Genomic DNA, 16814 nt, shown 5'->3' on the forward strand with positions numbered 1-16814 from the left:
GGTCAGGCGCGGCAGATGATCTCACCGTGCGGAACGCCGAACCAGCCGTCCTCGGCCGCCGCCCACGCCTTCCATCCCGCGTGGAACTCCGCCAGCTCCTCGCGGGTGGCGTGCCCCTGGGAGACGGCGTGGTCGGCGACCTCCGAGTGCAGCAGGCGCCCGCCCCACGAGTCGCTCCACCACTCGCGTTCCTCCGGGGTGGAGTAGCACCAGACCGAGGCCGACGCGGTGACGTCGGTGAAGCCCGCCCGCCGGGCCCAGGACGGCAGGCGGCGGCCGGCGTCGGGCTCGCCGCCGTTGCCGCGGGCGACGGCCTGGTAGACGGGGCGCCAGCGGTCCATGCCGGGCGGGTCCGGGTACCAGATCATGCCGCCGAAGTCGGCGTCCCGGGCCGCCACGACCCCGCCCGGTTTGCAGACGCGCCGCATCTCGCGCAGCGCCGCCACCGGGTCGGGCAGGTGCTGGAGGACCTGGTGCGCGTGGACGACGTCGAAGGCGTCGTCGGGGAAGTCCAGGGCGTGGACGTCGCCGGTGGCGAAGGTGACGCCCGCCAGGCCCCTTCCGGCCGCCTCCCGGGCGGCCTCCGCCACGACGGAGGCGGCGGGATCGACGCCGACGACCCGGCCGCCGGGGGCGACGCGCTCGGCCAGGCCGGTGGTGATGGTGCCGGGCCCGCAGCCCACGTCCAGCACCGACAGGCCGGGGCGCAGGTGCGGCAGGAGGTGGGCCGCCGAGTTCTCGGCCGTGCGCCAGCGGTGCGAGCTCAGCACGGCCTCGTGGTGTCCATGGGTGTAGGTGGGCATGGGGGTCACCTCCGCGAAACGGGAGTCCTCGTCGGCTCCGCTGCCCACGACACTAGACCCGCTTCTCAGAGAGTGAGAAGCGGGTCTCAGTATGCGAGATGACTAGGCGGCCAGGGCGATGCGTTCGACATGCCTCGGGAGCGCCGGGGGCAGGGGCTCCACGACGGTCAGCGGCGGATGGGACCCGGTCGGGTGGGACCCGGTCGGGCGGGACCCGGTCGGGCGGGACCCGGTCGGACGGGACTCGTCGGGGTAGGCGTTGAGGGACAGGCCGGACAGCTCCCCGATCCACGGCTGGACCAGGGTCCGCTCCGCCGGGCCGTCCAGGTGCGAGCGGGTGAGATGGAACGTCGTACCGTTCACTTCCTTACCCCTTCCGTCTTCCGCGGTATACCCGGTGGTACGCCTCGGACAAGGCGCGGGTTCACCGGGAATTCCGCGGTGTCCTCCACGCGTGAACCACACTAGGGATCGGCACCGACATTTCCGGGCCGCCCTTCAAGGCCACTTCACCGGATTGGCCCTGTTTGGCCCCGCGGGGGGCGGACACGCTGGCGTTATGGAGAACCTGCGTCCCGAGACCCGAGCCGTTCACCCGCCGGTCGTCATTCCGTCCGGCAGCCGCCCCTTCACCACTCCGATCTACCAGTCGCACCTGTTCTCGTTCGAGACGGCGGAGGCGTTGACGGGCGCGTTCGACGGGCCGAATCCCGACGGTTCGGGTTTCCTCTACGACCGTTATGGAAATCCCACCGCGCAGGCGTTCGAGCGGGCCGTCGCCGACCTGGAGGGCGGCGCGGCGGCGCTGACCACCGGGTCGGGGATGGGCGCGGTGAACGCGGTGCTGATGTCCCTGCTGCGCTCCGGCGCCCACGTGGTGGCGCAGCGCTGCCTGTACGGCGGCACCCTGGTCCTGCTGAACGACCTCGCCGAGCGCTGGGGCGTGGAGGTCACCTACGTCGGCGGCGACGACCCGGCCGAGGTCCGCGCCGCCCTGCGCCCGACCACCGCGCTGCTGGTCCTGGAGACCATCGCCAACCCGACCACCCAGGTCGTGGACCTGCCCGCGCTGAGCGCGGTGGCCCGCGAGGCCGGGGTGACGACGGTGGTGGACAACACGTTCGCCACGCCGCTGCTGTGCCGTCCGCTGGAGCACGGCGCGGACATCGTCCTGCACTCGGCGACCAAGTACCTGGGCGGGCACTCCGACGTGCTGGGCGGGATCGTGGTGTTCGCCGACGCGGAGCTGCGGCGGCGCGTGTGGACGCACGCCATCGAGCTGGGCTCCGCGCTCGACGCGCACTCGGCCTACCTGCTGCTGCGCGGGCTGGCGACGCTGCCGCTGCGCGTGCGCCGCCAGTCCGACAACGCCCGGTACCTGGCCGAACGCCTCACCGGGCACCCGGCCGTCACGCGGGTCCACCATCCCAGCCTGCCCGCCCACCCCCAGCACGACCTGGCCAGGCGGCTGCTGCCCGAGGGGGCCGGGGGCGTGCTGGCGTTCGAGCTGGCGGGCGGCCGGGAGGCGGGCCGGACCTTCACCGAGGCGCTCCAGGTGGCGCTGCTGGCCCCGTCCCTGGGCGATGTGAAGACCCTGGCGATGCACCCGGCCTCCACCTCGCACGCGGCCGTCCCCCCGGAGGACCTGGCGTCCGCGGGCGTCACCGAGGGCCTGGTCCGCGTCGCCGTGGGCATCGAGCACCCCGAGGACCTGTGGCAGGACTTCGCCCGCGCCCTGGACAAGGTCTGACCCCGCCCCTCAGCGCGACACGCGGTAGGTCAGGTGGGTGACCAGGTCGGTGCCCGACTGGTCGACCAGCTCCAGCCCCAGGTCGCCGACCCCGGCGAACAGGCGCTCGCCCGCGCCGAGCACCACCGGCGCCAGGTGCAGGCGCAGTTCGTCGATCAGCCCGGCGGCCAGGTACTGGTTCACCGTGTGCGCGCCGCCGGCGACCGCCACGTCGCGGTCGCCGGCGGCCTCCCGGGCCCGCGTCAGGGCGGCCTCGATCCCGTCGGTGACGAAGTGGAACGTCGTGCCGCCCTTCATCGGCACGCTCGCGCGGGGCCGGTGGGCCAGCACGAACACCGGCGCGTGGTACGGCGGCTCCTCGCCCCACCAGCCGGTCCAGTCCAGGTCCCATTCGCCCCGGTCGGCCCCGAACATGTTGCGCCCCATGATGAACGCGCCCGCCGCGGTGATCTTCGCGATGGCCTCGGCGTTGGCGTCGGGCTGCTCGAACATCCACCGGTGCAGGCGCTCGGCGCCCACCCCGAGGGGGTCCTGGCGGCTCTGGTGGGGACCGGCGACGAACCCGTCGACCGACATCCCGATGTCGCAGGTGACCTTGCTCATGGCGTTCTCCCTCTGGTTCTTTCCGGCTCTGGCCCTTCCGGCCCTGGCCGCCTTTCGCCCACTGGTCGGAGCCGCCGCGGGGTTCTCGACACCGGTCCGGGGAATTCTTCCCGGGATTCTGTCGGTGGGCGTTGGGAGCATGATCGCCATGAGCGACGGCACGGGCGGATGGGCGGGCATCGGGTACGGCGACTGGACGGACCTCGCGGGGATCCGGGCGCGGCTGGACGCCGGGGCCGATCCCGACGCCGAGGTGTGGGCGTACCAGCGGCCGCTGCACGTCGCGGCCGAGGAGGGCTCCCCCGAGGTCGTCGCGGAGCTGGCCCGGCGGGTGGCCGACGTCGACGCCGAGCACGAGGGGCGCAGCGCGTTGTGGAACGCCGTCTACCACGGCCGTCCGGACAACGCGCGGGTCCTCGTCGCCGCCGGGGCCGACCCGTGGCGGCCGATGATGCGGGGGTGGTCACCCGGCCGGCTGAGCCTGCTGGGACCGGAGCCGGAGCTGTTCGGCGACCCCGGCCGCGACCCCGGGCTGACCGTCGAGGAGGCCGTCGTGGTCGCCGTCGCCCCGCAGGCGCGGCGGGTGTTCGACGGGTTCCTCCTCGACGGGCTGGGGCTCGCCTGCGTCGCGGGCGTCGACGCGGGCGAGGCGGTGCGGCGGCTCGGCGGCGCCCCGGCCGCCGTGGACCTCGACGGGCTGGACCCGTTCGGCGACGAGGCCCTGGAGATCGTCGGCGTCACCGAGGTGCCGGGCGGCTGCGTGATCGCCCAGCCCTGGGGGTACGCGCCCCAGCGGACCGATCTCATGAAGCGGCTGTCGAGGGGCACCGTCGCCTACGGGCTGTACGCCAATCCCAAGAGCGGCAACCAGGGCTGCGTCTTCCGGGACGGCGAGGCCGAGAGCTGGGGCCTGAACCCCGGCGGCGGCCATCCGTTCCCCGACGAGCCGTCCCTGGAGATCCTCACCGGCTACCTGACGCGGGACGGCGCCGTCGCGCACTGCTGCGCGTTCGTGGGGCTTCACCCCTCCGACACGCGGCCCGTCGAGGGGCCGCCCGACCTCTGGATCAGGCTGCCCGCCGAGCGCTGAGCCCGGCCGGGGAACGCCGGGGCCCTGACCATCAGAAGCGGCGGGACCAGCAGCAGCGCCGCGCCCGCCGTCAGGAACGCCGCCGCCCCCGTCCCGCCCGCGACCCCGGCGAACACCGCCACCACCCCCGGAACGGCCGGCTGCGCCACGCCCCACGACGCCCCGAAGAACGCGAACCACCGGGGCCGGTCGCCCTCCGGGGCGATGTCGGCGACCATCGTCTGCCAGCGCCCGAGGAACAGGCTGTAGGCCGCCGCCCAGGCCAGGTAGACCGCCACGGTCCCCGCGACGCCGCCGAACGCGGCCATCGCCAGCGCGAACACGCCCATCAACGCCGTTCCCGCCGCCACGGGCACCGCGCTGGCCGAGCGGCGGGCCACCCAGACGACCAGCGGGGCCAGCAGCGCCGACCCGGCCAGCACCAGTCCGGGCACCCACGCGGGCGCGCCCCGTTGCAGCAGCGTGAACGGCAGGAACATGATCACCGCCAGGCAGCCGTAGGCGAACGCGGTGCCCGCCGCCGTCAGCCGCAGCAGCTCCCGGGGCGGGCGCCACCGGTCGGCACCGGAGCGCCGCGGGACCGTCCGCGCCTCCCGCCCGCCCAGGAACGCCAGCGTGATCGCGGCGGCGGCCAGGCAGGTCGCGCCGTCCACGACCATCAGCCACCGCGCCCCGAACGGCAGCAGCACGGCCGCGACCAGTCCCCCGGCCGACCCCGCCGCGACCAGGCTCGCCCCCAGCAGCGCGTAGGCGTCGGAGCGGCGCGGCCCCTCGGTCAGCCGGGCGAGGAGCTCCTGGGTGGCGGGCTCGTAGAGCTCGAACGCCAGCCCGACCACCGCCACCGCCGCCACGATCTGCGCCGGTCCCCGCGCCGCCGCCAGCAGCAGCAGCGCCAGCCCGGTCCCGACCAGCCCGGCGGCGATCACCGTGCGCGGGGGCAGCCGGTCCAGCAGCAGGCTCCCGGCCCACCGGGAGGCCAGCGCCGTCACCCCGAAGACCCCGAGGACCGGCGCCGCCAGGTCGGGTCCGGCGAGCACGGCGAGGAAGCCCATCGCGTAGGAGCCGACCTGGTTGAGGACCCGCACGACCAGCAGCGTGCGCACCGGCCCGGGCAGCTCTTTGATCATTCCCACAGCCTGTCAGGCCCCGCTGACATCTTCGGACATGACAGAGCCGGGTCCCGCACGCGCGGGACCCGGCTCCGGGATGAACGGATGGACCTGTCGCGCGGTCAGTCCGGCCTGGGGGCCGGGTCGGTGGTGACGGCGCGCAGCAGGGGGCGGCTCAGCGCGCTCGCGCCCACGATCCCCGCGACGCCCACGACCACGCAGGCCAGCAGGGTCAGCGCGCCGCCGGCCCCGAAGCCCAGCGCGAACGGCGCCGCGAAGAACAGCCCCGTCGCCAGGGAGCCGCCGCCCAGGACCGCCAGCGGGATCAGCGTCTCCTGGCGGCGGGCCCGGTCCAGGACCTCCAGCGGCGTCCCGGCCAGGCGGAGCATCGCGTAGGTCTGGCGGCGGTCCAGGACGGCCGACGCCCCCGTGATCCCCGCGCTGGTGATCGCGATCAGGAACGACACCGCCAGGACCGTCAGCGCGCCGGTCCGGACGTCGGCCAGCAGCGCGTCGCCGGACCGGTCGTCGCCCGAGGTCGCGGTGGTGCGGCCCGGGAGCACGCCGGTCAGGGCGGTGCGGGCGCGGTCCACCTCGGCGGGCCCGCCCGTCACGGTGATCACGACGGGGACGTCGTCGGCGGCGCGGCCGGGCCGTTCGACCCTGATCGTGGCGAGCAGGCCGGCGAGGCGTTCGCGGGCCCGGTCCGCCACGGCCTCGACCCGGGCCGGGGGCACCGACAGCCCGATCCGCCCGGTGCGGGCCGCCGGATCGGCGGCGGGCGGGTTCAGCAGCGACAGGAAGCCCGCGACGAAGCCGGTCAGCGCGATCCCGGCGACCGTGCGCCAGGCGGCGCGCGGGTCGTCGAGCAGCCGGCGGCCCGCCAGCAGGCGGACCGGCCCCCGTGCCGTGCCGACCGCGACGCGGCCGATCAGCGCGACCACCCACGGGCCGACCAGGTTGATGCCGACGAACGCCAGCCCCAGGAACACCAGCAGCACGGTGATCCCGGTCCTCCCCATCCCCGACAGGCTGCCGCCGACCGCCCCGAACGCCACCAGGATCACCGCGAACGCCACGGCCCGGACCGCCCGCATCCGGGGCGGCGTCTCCCGCCGGGCCACGCCCAGCGGGCTGACCACGACCCGCCGCAGCCCCACGACCGCGCTGATCCCGACCAGCACCGGCACCGCCAGCAGCACGCCCAGCAGCGGCAGCGGGCCCGGCCACAGGTCGGCCGGGTACCAGGCGCCGCCGCCGATCTCGATCCGCGCGACCGCCGGGACCGTCAGCCCGTACAGCGCCGCGCCGGCCACGGCCCCGGCGGCGGCCGTCAGCACCGCCTCGGCGACGGTGACCGCGACGACCTGGCCGGGGGTGGCCCCCACCAGCCGCAACGCCGCCAGCCGCTGGTCGCGCCGGGCGACCGTCAGCCGCGCGGCGGCGCCGCCGAACACCAGCAGCGGGACGACCATCAGCACCGACGCGACCAGCATGAGCAGCCGGTACGTCTCCGACAGCGGCGACACCGCGCCGGTCTGGAACGCGGCGATCCGCGTCGGCGTGGCCGTCAGGCCGAGCCCGAAGTCGTCGGGGCGCTTCCCGGTCAGCGCCGGATCGTCGGCCGTCCGGCCGACCACCGCGACCAGTTCGCCCGGGTGCACGAGCGCGTCCCGGTCCAGCGTCCCGGCGAGGGGCGGGAACCGTCCGGCCAGCTGGTCGGCGGGCAGCGACCTCATCAGCTTCGCCAGCTCCGGCGACGCCCACGTCTCCCCCGGCTTGGGAAAGCGCGGCATCCCGGGGGGCGTCGGCGCCCCGCCGCCCAGCGCCGCCAGGTCCACCACCGCGACCGCCCGGCCGCGCACGTGGTCGGTGGACAGCGCCTCGACGGCGGTCGCCGCCCCCGCCGCCGCCTTCGGGTGCCGCCAGGCGTCGGCGTCGGCGCGGACCCCGAACGCGTGGTTGGCGCCCACCGCGAACAGCAGCAGGCCCGTCGACACGGCCACCGCCGCCGCCGTCAGCAGCGACCCCAGCATCCCCCGGCGGCCGCCGCCGCGCAGCAGCCGCCAGGTCAGGTCGAGGACGGTGCCCATCACGCCTCCGCCCGCGCCGGGTCCACCAGACGGCCGTCGCGCACCTCGGCCCTGCGGTCGCACCAGTTCGCGACGTCGACGTCGTGGGTGACGACCACCAGCGACGCGCCGTTGTGCTTGGTGGCCTCCACCAGCAGCCGCATCGTCCCGTGGCCGGTGTTCTGGTCGAGCGCGCCGGTCGGCTCGTCGGCGAACACCACGGCGGGCCGCGTCACCAGCGCGCGGGCGATGGCGACGCGCTGCGCCTGCCCGCCCGACAGCTCGCCGGGCCGCCGCGACTCCATGCCGGCCAGGCCCAGCGGGCCGAACCAGACGCGGGCGGCCCGCACCGCCTCCCGGCGCGGCGTGCCGCCCAGCATCAGCGGCAGCGCCACGTTCTCGTCGGCTGGCAGCTCCGGCAGCAGCTGCCCGAACTGGAACACGAACCCGAACCGGGTCCGCCGCAGCTCGCTGCGCCGGCGTTCGCCCAGCGCGTCGACGCGCTGCCCCAGCAGGCGCACCTCGCCCGCGTCCGGCCTCATGATCCCCGCCAGGCAGTGCAGCAGGGTGGACTTGCCGGAACCGGACGGCCCCATGATCGCCAGCGTCTCGCCGCGGCCCACCGACAGGTCCACCCCGTCCAGCGCGACCGTGGCGCCGAAGCGCTTGACCAGCCCGGTCCCCGAGAGCACGACCTCGGTCATCAGGCGGCGGCCTTCCGGCCCGCCTCGCGGTCGCCCCGGTGGTCCCGGAGCGAGTCGAGGATCTCCCTGGCGGGCATGACCAGCCCGCCGTAGACGACGAAGGCCACGAAGAAGGCGGCCACCGGCACGTAGATCAGGTACATCGCGTTCATGCCTCTACTGTGGGCGAAACCGCAGGTCAGCCACACCGGGCACACGGCCGGTCCGCGCACCGCCCGGATCGGCCGAACGGCTGATCCGCGCATCGGCTGCGGGTCGTAGCCTCGGGTCGGGGAGAGGAACAGGGGGGACATGAACGATCCGGAAGCCCGGCTGAAACGGGTCAACTCGGTCGGGGGCTGCCTGGTCCGCACCGTGGCGTGGGGGCTGGCGGGCCTGTTCATGCTGCTGTCGGTCGTGTCCACCACGGGGAGCGGGAACGGCCTGTCGCCCTACGACGTGGGGCTGCACCTGGTGGCGGTCGCGGCGGCGATCGGCGCGCTGATCCAGCGGCACATGGAGCGCTGGGCGTTCGGGACCGCGCTGGCCTCGGTCGTGCTGACGATGACCATCGGCTTCCGGAACGCCGACATCGACAACCCCAGCGTGATCCTGGAGGTCTGCGGCCTGCTGGTCCTGGTGGCGCGGGTCGTCTGGAAGGTCCCGCGCGACCGCCTGGTCGCGATGACCGCGCTGACCGGCGGGGCGGTCGTGGCCCTGCCGTTCCGCGCCTCGCCGTGGACGACGCTGCTGTTCTCGGCCCCGCTGGCGGTGCTGGTCGCCGTGGCGATCGGCGCGGGCCTGTACCTGCGCGCGCTGGACGCCCAGCGCGCCCGCACGCTGGACGCCGCGCGCCGCGACGAGCGCCTGGAGCTCGCCCGCGACCTGCACGACTTCGTCGCCCACCACGTCACCGGGATCGTCGTCCAGGCGCAGGCCGCGCGGTTCGCGGCCCAGCCCGGCACGGCGCAGAGCCCCGAGCAGCTGGACCGGATGTTCGCCGGGATCGAGAAGGCCGGGACCGAGGCGCTGACGTCGATGCGCCGCATGGTGGGGCTGCTGCGCGAGGCGCAGGACGGCGCGGGCGGCGAGGAGGGCGGCACCGGCTCCACGACCCGCCCGGTCGGCGACCTGGCGCAGGTGGAGGAGCTGGTCGACGGCTTCACCGACCCGCCCGCCACCCTCCATCTGGACCCCGGCCTCGGCGCGCTCCCGCCGGAGGTCGCCACCTCGGTGCACCGCGTGGTGCAGGAGGCGCTGACCAACGCCCGCAAGCACGCCGCCGACGCCACCGCCGTCACCGTGTCCGTCGCGCGCCGCCCCGACGGCTCGGTCGAGATCGCCGTCCGCGACGACGGCCGGGGCGCCTCCCGCCGCCTGCCGTCCAGCGGCTTCGGCCTGGCCGGCCTGGGCGAACGCGTCGAGGCGCTGCACGGCCGCCTGTACGCCGGCCCCCGCCCCGAGGGCGGCTGGGAGGTCGTCGCCGTCCTGCCCACCGGCGGGAGCCTGGGAGAATCACGTCCGTGACCATCCGCGTGCTGATCGCCGACGACCAGGAGATGGTCCGGACCGGGTTCCGGATGATCGTCGACTCGCAGGCCGACATGGAGGTGGTGGGCGAGGCCGCCGACGGGGCCGAGGCGGTCGAGCTGGCCCGCCGGCTGCGGCCCGACGTGTGCCTGTTCGACATCCGGATGCCCCGGCTGGACGGGCTGGCCGCCACCCGCGCCCTGGCCGGGCCGGACGTGCCCGACCCGCTCCGGGTGGTGATCGTCACCACGTTCGACATGGACGAGTACGTCTACGGGGCGCTGCGCGGCGGCGCGGTCGGGTTCCTGCTGAAGGACAGCGGCCCGGCGCTGCTGGTGGAGGCGGTGCGGGCCGCCGCCAACGGTGAGGCCCTGGTCTCCCCGTCGGTGACCGTCCGGCTGCTGGAGCACCTGGCCACCCCGCGGCCGCAGGCCGCCGCCCCGCGCGAGCAGCTCACCGAGCGCGAACTCGACGTCGTCCGCCTGGTGGCGCGCGGCCGCACCAACGAGGAGATCGCGGGAGAGCTGTACGTCTCGCTGTCCACCGTCAAGACGCACCTGGGCAACGTCCAGCGCAAGGTCTCCGCCCGCAACCGGGTCGAGATCGCCGCGTGGGCCTGGGAGTCGGGCCTGATGCGGTGACGGCGCCGGTCCCCGAGTCACTGGCCGGGGTCCCGGTGCCGGTGGTCGTGCTGGTGGCGTTCGCCGTCACCGGCTGGCTGCTGGTGCTGGCCGGGCTGCGGCGCGGCCTGCGCGGCCCGGAGCGGGGCCCGGTGCTGCTGCTGCACACGCTGACCCCGCCGGGGCTGGTGGCGGGGTTCTCGTTCGCGGGCTACGGGACGCTGCACGCGCTGGTCGCGGCGACCGCCGGCTGGTGGTCGCTGGTCGTGGTCGCCGGACGGGCCCCCGAGCGCCTCGTCCGCCGCGGCACCCTGCCCCGCCTGGCGGCCTGGCTCGGGCTGGCGGCCGCCGTGACCGTCGTCGCGTCCCGCCTGGTCGGGCTGTCCTAGAAGTCGGCGATCCACTGCCACCCGTGCGCGGTGGAGACCACCTCGTGCCGCTTCTTCCACGCGCTCCGGGCCTTGGGGAACGCCGCCATGGCGTCCGCGACGGCCGCGGGCAGGTCGGCCAGGTCGTCCGGCACCGGGATCGTGACCAGCAGGTTCTGCTTCTCGTGGACCAGCAGCAGGCTCCCGTCCGGATCGACGCCGTGCAGCCGGAACGCCTTGAGCGCCTTGTACTCCTTTTCCTCGACCGGCAGCCTCGCCAGCCGCGCCCCGGTGTCGTCGAAGACGTACAGGCCGAACGTGTTGAGGTGGACGATCCGCCGCCCGCGGGCCACGGCCACGTCGTACCGGGTCCCGCGCCCGGCCCCGTCCCGGTAGGCGTCGAGGTCGAGCAGGCCCTTCCAGGAGCCGTCCGCGCCGATCAGGGCGAACACGAAGTCGCCGCCGCGCTGCCGCAGGTACTTGGTCCTGCTGACGACCGCGACGACGAACGTCTCGTCGTCCAGCGGCACCGCGTCCCACAGCCCGTACAGCATGCGGTAGCCCAGCTTCTCCCTGAGCAGCGCGGCCAGGTCGCCGCCGCCCGGCCCGAACGTGGGCGGGGCCGCCGGGAACTCGCGCGCGTAGTCGGTCACGAACGTCGTGACGGGCCGCAGCGCGGGCAGCGGGTCGGCGGTCAGCGGCGTCTCGGTGACCGCGACGGCGACGCCCCCGCCCAGGCACACCGCCCGCCCCGAGGGGGTGAGCCGCGCCCGCGCCGCCCACCGGCCCGTGCCGGTCGCCAGGGCGGCGGAGGCGAGGTCGGCGCCGACCACCATCGTGACGTTGTCCCGGCCGGTGACCAGGAACCGGCCGTCGGGCAGGGCGCACGGCGCCGCGTCGGCGGTGTTCAGGCCCTCGACCACCGCCTGCCGCACGGGCGCGCCGTCCGGCGCGAACCGGGTCATCACGTGGTCCACCGACCGGCGGCGCTCCCCGGCGCGGTTGGTGAAGAAGTGCTCGAACAGCGTCAGCACGTGCCGGTCGCCGCCCGGGGAGGCGACCACGCCACGGGCGGTCCAGGCGAACTCCGGGTCCTTCCGCAGTCCGCGCTCCTCGGACAGCTCCCGTGACACGAACAGCGGGTGCACCTGGCTCACGTGGGGGTCCTTCCTCCTCGTCCGTCGCTCGGCCGAGCCTACGGAGCACCGCCGACGTTCCGTCCCCGATCTCCGTCCCGGAACGGTGAACCCGCTGCGTACGCCGTCGGTCAAAGGTACGTAGGATCCGTGCAAGAGGAGCGTAAAGCCCCGGAGGTGGCCATGCCGTGTGCGATGTGCGGTGACATCGTTCCCACCGAGGTCGCCCGCTGCCCCGGCTGCGGCGCCTGGTCGCGGCGGCGGGACTTCCGGGCGCTGGGCGTGGCGGTGTTCATGCTGCTGGGCTTCAACGCGTTCGTGGACCTGGGCGCGGGCATCAGCCTGCTGCGGGCCGCCGAACCCCTCGACGTCACCACCCACGACGCGTTCGACCCCGCCGAGGCCGAACGGATGCTCGGCCCCTACGGGGACGTGTTCGTGATCTCGGGCGTGATGGCCGTCGTCACCGGCCTGCTGTACCTGGTGTGGCTGTGGCGGGCCCGCGGCCAGTCGCCGGGACCGCACCGGCACCACCGGGCGTGGCTGCTGCTCGGCTGGGCGACCCCGGTCGTGAACCTGTGGCTGCCCCCGCGCATGGTCTACGACATCTGGGTCAGCAGCGGCCGCTACCGCACCGTCCAGCGGCAGCGCGCGGCGGCGGTCGTGGGCGCGTGGTGGACGTGCCTGCTGCTGGGCACGGGCCTTGGCAAGGTGTTCGTCGCGGGCTCGGCGCAGACGCTGGCCGAGGCGCGGTTCGCGGTGCACGTGGGGGTCGCGGCGGCGGCGTTCCAGGCCCTGGCGGCGGCGCTGTGCATGGGCGGCGTCTTCGAGATCACCCGCCTCCAGGTCGGCCGCGAACCCTGATCACCCCTTGACCTCAACTTTGGTCGAGGTTCCAGGATGGCGGGATGGATCAGGCAGACGAGCGCGATATCAGGGACACCGTGGCGACCTACACCGATCTGTGGGTCCGGCACCGGATGGACGAGTGGGGCGCGCTGTTCACCGAGGACTCGGACTTCATCACCCATCGCGGCCTCTGGTGGAGGTCGCGGCGGGAGAACGTGGCGGGGCACGAGGACGTCCCCGCCTCGGTCGTCGAGCAGAAGAAGAGCTACACGCAGGAGGTCCTGAGCGTCCAGGACGTCGCGCCCGGCGTCGCGCTCGTGCACACGGCCTGGCGCTGGCCGGACCACCGCCCGCCCGGCGCGGCGCCGGAGGACCGGCGGGGGATCGTCACCCTGGTGATGGTGAAGCGCGACGGGTCGTGGCTGATCCGCGCGGCCCACAACACCAGGGAGAACGGCCTGGAGGAGACCGCCTGACCCCGCCGGGGCGCTCGGTCGTCGGTGGTCGCCCCGCCATCATGAACGCCGCCGCGCGCGCGTCGGGGACCCCGCTCAGGGAAGGGGGCCGGAGCTGCCGCCGCTCGTGTGCCACAGCGGGCGTCCCACCGCGCCGCCCGCCGGGGTGACGTCGGAGTAGGGCGAGGCCGCGAAGCCCGTCGCGGAGAGCCGGCGGCCCCCCACCGGGCGGCCCCGCCCCGGGTCCGTCCGCGCCATGGCCCGGCGGACCGCGTCGGCGCCGCCCGCGCGCCACTCCTCGTGCAGCTCCGCCAGGTCCCAGCAGTCCGTCGCGGTCAGCGACACCGCGCGCGGCCCGGCCCGCCGGACCCGCCCGCGCGCCAGCAGCAGCCAGGACCCGAACACCGTCGCGGCGCAGCGGTCCTGCACCGACTCGAAGAACGCCAGGTCCACCGGCCCGGTCACGTCGTCCAGCGTCGCGAAGATCACGCGCTGGCCGGAGCGGACCGGCGGGGTCTGGGTGGCGACCTTCGCGCCCGCGACCAGGACCTCCCCGCCGTGGGGACGGCCGGGCAGGTCGCGGGCGCGGACGACGCCCAGCGCGGCCAGCAGGTCCGCGTAGCGGGTCAGCACGTGCTCGGAGACGTCCAGTCCGAGGATCTCCAGCTCGGCCCGGACGCGCTCGCCGGGCGTCATCGGGGGCAGCTCCCCGGCGGGGATGCGCTCGGTCCCGCCGGCGGCGTCGAGGTCGTCGTCGAACGCGAGCTGCCCCTCCGGCGGGCGCGGGGCGGAACGTTCGAGCGCGCCCACGCGCAGCAGCAGGTCGCGGCGGTCGTGCCGGTCGTACAGGGCGTCGAACGCGCCCGCCAGCACGAGGCGTTCGGCGGTCGGGCGGGACACGCGGGCGCGCCGCCAGAAGTCGGTCAGGGACCGGTAGGGGCGGGCGGTGACGATCCGGTCCACCTCCGCGCCGGAGATGCCCCTGACCTCGTTCAGCGCGACCCGGATGCCCGCCGTCCCGCCGCGCGCCACCGGCTCGACGTGCCAGTCGGGCGCCGAGCGGTTGACGTCCAGCGGCAGGACCGGGACGCCGAAGTGCCGGGCGTCGTGGAGGATGACCCGCTTGGGGTACATGCCGGGGTCGTGGGTGAGCACGCCCGCGTAGAACGCCGCCGGGTGGTGCCGCTTCAGCCACGCCGACTGGTAGGTGGGCAGCGCGAACGCCGCCGCGTGCGCCTTGCAGAACCCGAACGCCCCGAACGCCGCCAGCGTCCGCCACACCCGCTCCACGGTGGCGGCGTCGTGGCCGCGCGCGAAGGCCCGCTCCCGGAACCAGGCGCCGACCTCGGCCTGACCGGTCTCGTCGGCCAGCCTGCGCCGCGCCGCCTCGGCCTCCGACAGCCCGCAGCCGGTCATCACGTCCAGCACCCGCAGCACCTGCTCGTGGAAGACGACCACGCCCAGGCTCTCGCGCAGCGCGTCGGCCAGGTCGGGGTGCGGGTAGACGGGCGCGCGGCGGCCGTCGCGGGCCTCCAGGAACGGCGTGACCATGTCGGACGCCACCGGTCCCGGCCGGAACAGCGAGATGTCGATCACCAGGTCGTCCAGGGTGCGGGGCTGGAGGCGGCCGAGCAGCTCCCGCTGGCCCGGCGACTCGATCTGGAAGCAGCCCAGCGTCCGCGCCGACCGGATCAGCGCGAACGTCGCCGGGTCGTCGCGCGGCACCCGCTCCAGCGCGAGCCGCCCGCCCCCGACGCGTTCGACCTCGGCGACGGCGTGGGCCATCGCCGACTGCATCCGCACCCCGATGACGTCGAGTTTCAGCAGGCCCATCGCCTCGACGTCGTGCTTGTCGAACTGGCTCATCGGGAAGCCGAGCAGGCTCGGCTCGACGGGGGTGCGGTCGCGCAGGGTGGCGTCGGACAGCAGCACGCCGCAGGGGTGCAGGGCGATGTGCCGGGGCAGGCCGTCCAGGCGCCGCGCGATCGTGAAGACGACCTCCAGCCGGGCCCGCCCCAGGTTGCTCTGCCGCAGTTCGGGCAGGTCGCGCAGGGCGTCGCCGATCTGCCGGGCGCGGATGTGCGGGAACGCCTTCGCGATCGCGTCGATCTCGTGCGGCGGCAGCCCGACCGCCGCGCCCACGTCGCGGATCGCGCTGCGCGCCCGGTAGGTCTCGCGCATGGACACGCACGCGACCGCGTCCTCGCCGAAGCGGTCGAACAGCGCCCGGTACGCCTCGGTCCGCCGCGCCGACTCCACGTCCAGGTCGATGTCGGGCAGCCCGGGGCGGCCGTCGGACAGGAACCGCTCCATCACCAGGTCGTGCCGGAGCGGGTCCAGGTCGCTGATCCCGAGCAGGTGGTTGACCAGGCTGCCCGCGCCCGAGCCGCGGATCGCGCAGCGGATGCCGCGCCGCCGGATCAGCGCGGCGGCGTCGGCGACGGTCAGGAAGTAGGCGGCCAGGCCCCGGCGCGCGACGATCCCGAGCTCGTGGTCCAGCCGCGCCCGCGCCGCGTCCCCGAGGCCGCGCCGCCGCAGCCCCTCCTCGCAGCGCGCGACGAGGCGCGCGTAGGGGTCGTCGCCCGCGTCGGGCAGGTGCGCCCGCCCCATGCCGAGGTCGCGCCCGGGGTCGAGGACGCAGCTCTCGCCGAGTTCGCGGGTCGCCGTCAGCAGCGCCCCGGCCTCGGCGGGGGTGTGGAAGCGCTCGGCGACGCGCCGCATCTCCTCGGGGGACTTCAGGTAGGCGTGCCCGGTCCGGTCGTCCAGGTGGCTCCGGTGCAGCGGGACGCCGCGCCGCGCCACGTCCAGCACCTGCGCGACCGGGAGGTCGCCGGGGTCGAGGTAGCGGACGGCGTTGGTCAGCACGGCGGGGACCCCGGCCTCCCGCGCCAGCGCGACCGTCCGCGCCGCCCGGTGCGCCTCGCCCCGCCCCAGGTGGTCGACGACCTCGACCGCGACCGGGACGGCCTCCCGCCAGGCCGCCAGCCGCGCCGCCGCCAGGTCCGGGCGGCGTTCGGCCACGGCCCGCCCCACGTCGGAGGACGGTCCCAGCAGCACGGTCAGTCCCGCGGCGTGCGCGGCGACCGTCTCCCGCGTCACGGCGGGGCGGCCGCGTTCCCCGGCGTGCGCGGCGGTGACCAGGCGGCACAGCGACGCCCAGCCCCGCGCCCCGGCGGCCAGCACGACCACCCGCCCGGACCCGGCGGCCAGGTCGGCGCCCACGACCGGGCGGACGCCGTGCTCGCGGCACGCCGCCACGTGCCGCACCGCGCCGTACAGCCCGTCGCGGTCGGTCAGCGCCAGCAGGTCCATGCCCATCTCGGCCGCGCGCCGGACCAGGGCCTCGGGCGCGGCGACGCCGTACCGGGGCGAGCACGCGGAGGCGACATGCAGATGCACCGGCCCGCCTCAGTCCCACATCCGCGCCAGCGTCCACACGCCGGCGACCGCGTCGTGGCGCAGCTCGTAGACCCCCGTCTCGCGGCCCGGGGAGGCCTCGACCCGCCAGTACTCGCGTTCGCCCGGTTCCGTGTCGGCGAGGTCCCGCTCGTGCCACCAGTCCCGGGTGGTGACCCAGTGCTCCAGCACCCGCCGCACCGTGTACTCGCGCCCCCGCCAGACGAACCCCCGCGGTCGCCCGTCGGCCGCCGTCGCGACCTCGATCGGATCGCCGAACACGCGCGTCATCTGCCTCCCCCGCCCTGTGAGCGATGCGATCACCGCACGGGGGAAGGCATGCGGTCTGT

The 16814-nt window shown here is 75.6% G+C and carries 17 protein-coding genes; 7 read left to right on the top strand and 10 right to left on the bottom strand.

The genetic code is table 11. The annotated features are described in order from the left end of the window. Positions 1–2: 2 nt before the first annotated feature. Positions 3–803 carry a methyltransferase domain-containing protein gene (locus HNR61_RS12890; protein ID WP_182843379.1) on the bottom strand — a complete coding sequence of 267 codons (801 nt, stop codon included), beginning with the start codon at positions 801–803 and terminating at the stop codon, positions 3–5. Positions 804–905: 102 nt separating this feature from the next. Next, positions 906–1166 carry a hypothetical protein gene (locus HNR61_RS12895; protein ID WP_182843380.1) on the bottom strand — a complete coding sequence of 87 codons (261 nt, stop codon included), beginning with the start codon at positions 1164–1166 and terminating at the stop codon, positions 906–908. Between the two features lie 196 nt (positions 1167–1362). On the opposite strand from HNR61_RS12895, the gene HNR61_RS12900 reads away from it, so the two are divergent. Then, entirely contained in the window at positions 1363–2553 is a 1191-nt protein-coding gene (locus HNR61_RS12900; protein ID WP_182843381.1) for a trans-sulfuration enzyme family protein, read from the top strand. A gap of 9 nt (positions 2554–2562) precedes the next feature. On the opposite strand, the gene HNR61_RS12905 is transcribed toward HNR61_RS12900, so the two are convergent. Continuing rightward, the gene (locus tag HNR61_RS12905; RefSeq protein ID WP_182843382.1) at positions 2563–3156 is read right to left on the bottom strand and encodes a dihydrofolate reductase family protein; all 594 of its coding nucleotides are present in this window, start codon (positions 3154–3156) and stop codon (positions 2563–2565) included. Between the two features lie 148 nt (positions 3157–3304). Between HNR61_RS12905 and HNR61_RS12910 the strand changes: the two genes are divergently transcribed. Next, positions 3305–4246: an ankyrin repeat domain-containing protein gene (locus HNR61_RS12910; protein WP_182843383.1), complete on the top strand. Its 942-nt coding sequence runs from the start codon at positions 3305–3307 to the stop codon at positions 4244–4246. On the opposite strand, the gene HNR61_RS12915 is transcribed toward HNR61_RS12910, so the two are convergent. The 4 genes from HNR61_RS12915 to HNR61_RS12930 form a co-directional block, all read right to left on the bottom strand. Continuing rightward, positions 4177–5373, bottom strand: a complete 1197-nt coding sequence (locus HNR61_RS12915) for an MFS transporter (protein WP_182843384.1) — start codon at positions 5371–5373, stop codon at positions 4177–4179. The two genes, HNR61_RS12910 and HNR61_RS12915, sit on opposite strands and share 70 nt — an antisense overlap. Before the next feature lie 104 nt (positions 5374–5477). Then, entirely contained in the window at positions 5478–7448 is a 1971-nt protein-coding gene (locus HNR61_RS12920; protein WP_182843385.1) for an ABC transporter permease, read from the bottom strand. Beyond that, complete coding sequence (locus tag HNR61_RS12925) at positions 7448–8131, bottom strand: ABC transporter ATP-binding protein (RefSeq protein ID WP_182843386.1); 684 nt, start codon at positions 8129–8131, stop codon at positions 7448–7450. The genes HNR61_RS12920 and HNR61_RS12925 overlap by 1 nt, the downstream gene beginning before the upstream one ends. After that, positions 8131–8283, bottom strand: a complete 153-nt coding sequence (locus HNR61_RS12930; RefSeq protein WP_182843387.1) for a hypothetical protein — start codon at positions 8281–8283, stop codon at positions 8131–8133. Before HNR61_RS12930 ends, HNR61_RS12925 begins: the two co-directional genes overlap by 1 nt. A gap of 139 nt (positions 8284–8422) precedes the next feature. On the opposite strand from HNR61_RS12930, the gene HNR61_RS12935 reads away from it, so the two are divergent. From HNR61_RS12935 to HNR61_RS12945, 3 genes are read left to right on the top strand one after another with little or no spacing between them, the layout of a single operon-like run. Next, complete coding sequence (locus tag HNR61_RS12935; RefSeq protein ID WP_220509297.1) at positions 8423–9637, top strand: sensor histidine kinase; 1215 nt, start codon at positions 8423–8425, stop codon at positions 9635–9637. Further along, positions 9634–10281, top strand: a complete 648-nt coding sequence (locus tag HNR61_RS12940) for a response regulator (RefSeq protein WP_182843388.1) — start codon at positions 9634–9636, stop codon at positions 10279–10281. The genes HNR61_RS12935 and HNR61_RS12940 overlap by 4 nt, the downstream gene beginning before the upstream one ends. Continuing rightward, positions 10278–10649: a hypothetical protein gene (locus HNR61_RS12945; protein ID WP_182843389.1), complete on the top strand. Its 372-nt coding sequence runs from the start codon at positions 10278–10280 to the stop codon at positions 10647–10649. The genes HNR61_RS12940 and HNR61_RS12945 overlap by 4 nt, the downstream gene beginning before the upstream one ends. On the opposite strand, the gene HNR61_RS12950 is transcribed toward HNR61_RS12945, so the two are convergent. Continuing rightward, positions 10646–11785: a hypothetical protein gene (locus HNR61_RS12950; protein ID WP_182843390.1), complete on the bottom strand. Its 1140-nt coding sequence runs from the start codon at positions 11783–11785 to the stop codon at positions 10646–10648. The two genes, HNR61_RS12945 and HNR61_RS12950, sit on opposite strands and share 4 nt — an antisense overlap. Before the next feature lie 162 nt (positions 11786–11947). Between HNR61_RS12950 and HNR61_RS12955 the strand changes: the two genes are divergently transcribed. Further along, complete coding sequence (locus tag HNR61_RS12955; protein ID WP_182843391.1) at positions 11948–12628, top strand: DUF4328 domain-containing protein; 681 nt, start codon at positions 11948–11950, stop codon at positions 12626–12628. Between the two features lie 44 nt (positions 12629–12672). Beyond that, positions 12673–13089: an SgcJ/EcaC family oxidoreductase gene (locus HNR61_RS12960; RefSeq protein WP_182843392.1), complete on the top strand. Its 417-nt coding sequence runs from the start codon at positions 12673–12675 to the stop codon at positions 13087–13089. A 75-nt stretch (positions 13090–13164) separates the two neighbouring features. On the opposite strand, the gene HNR61_RS12965 is transcribed toward HNR61_RS12960, so the two are convergent. Both HNR61_RS12965 and HNR61_RS12970 read right to left on the bottom strand, forming a co-directional pair. Next, on the bottom strand, positions 13165–16467 hold the full coding sequence (locus HNR61_RS12965; RefSeq protein ID WP_182843393.1) for a DNA polymerase III subunit alpha: 3303 nt from the start codon (positions 16465–16467) through the stop codon (positions 13165–13167). Between the two features lie 9 nt (positions 16468–16476). Then, positions 16477–16755: a DUF6504 family protein gene (locus HNR61_RS12970; protein ID WP_182843394.1), complete on the bottom strand. Its 279-nt coding sequence runs from the start codon at positions 16753–16755 to the stop codon at positions 16477–16479. Between the last annotated feature and the right edge of the window lie 59 nt (positions 16756–16814).

This window comes from Actinomadura kijaniata (genome assembly GCF_014138665.1).
Classification (GTDB): domain Bacteria; phylum Actinomycetota; class Actinomycetes; order Streptosporangiales; family Streptosporangiaceae; genus Spirillospora; species Spirillospora kijaniata.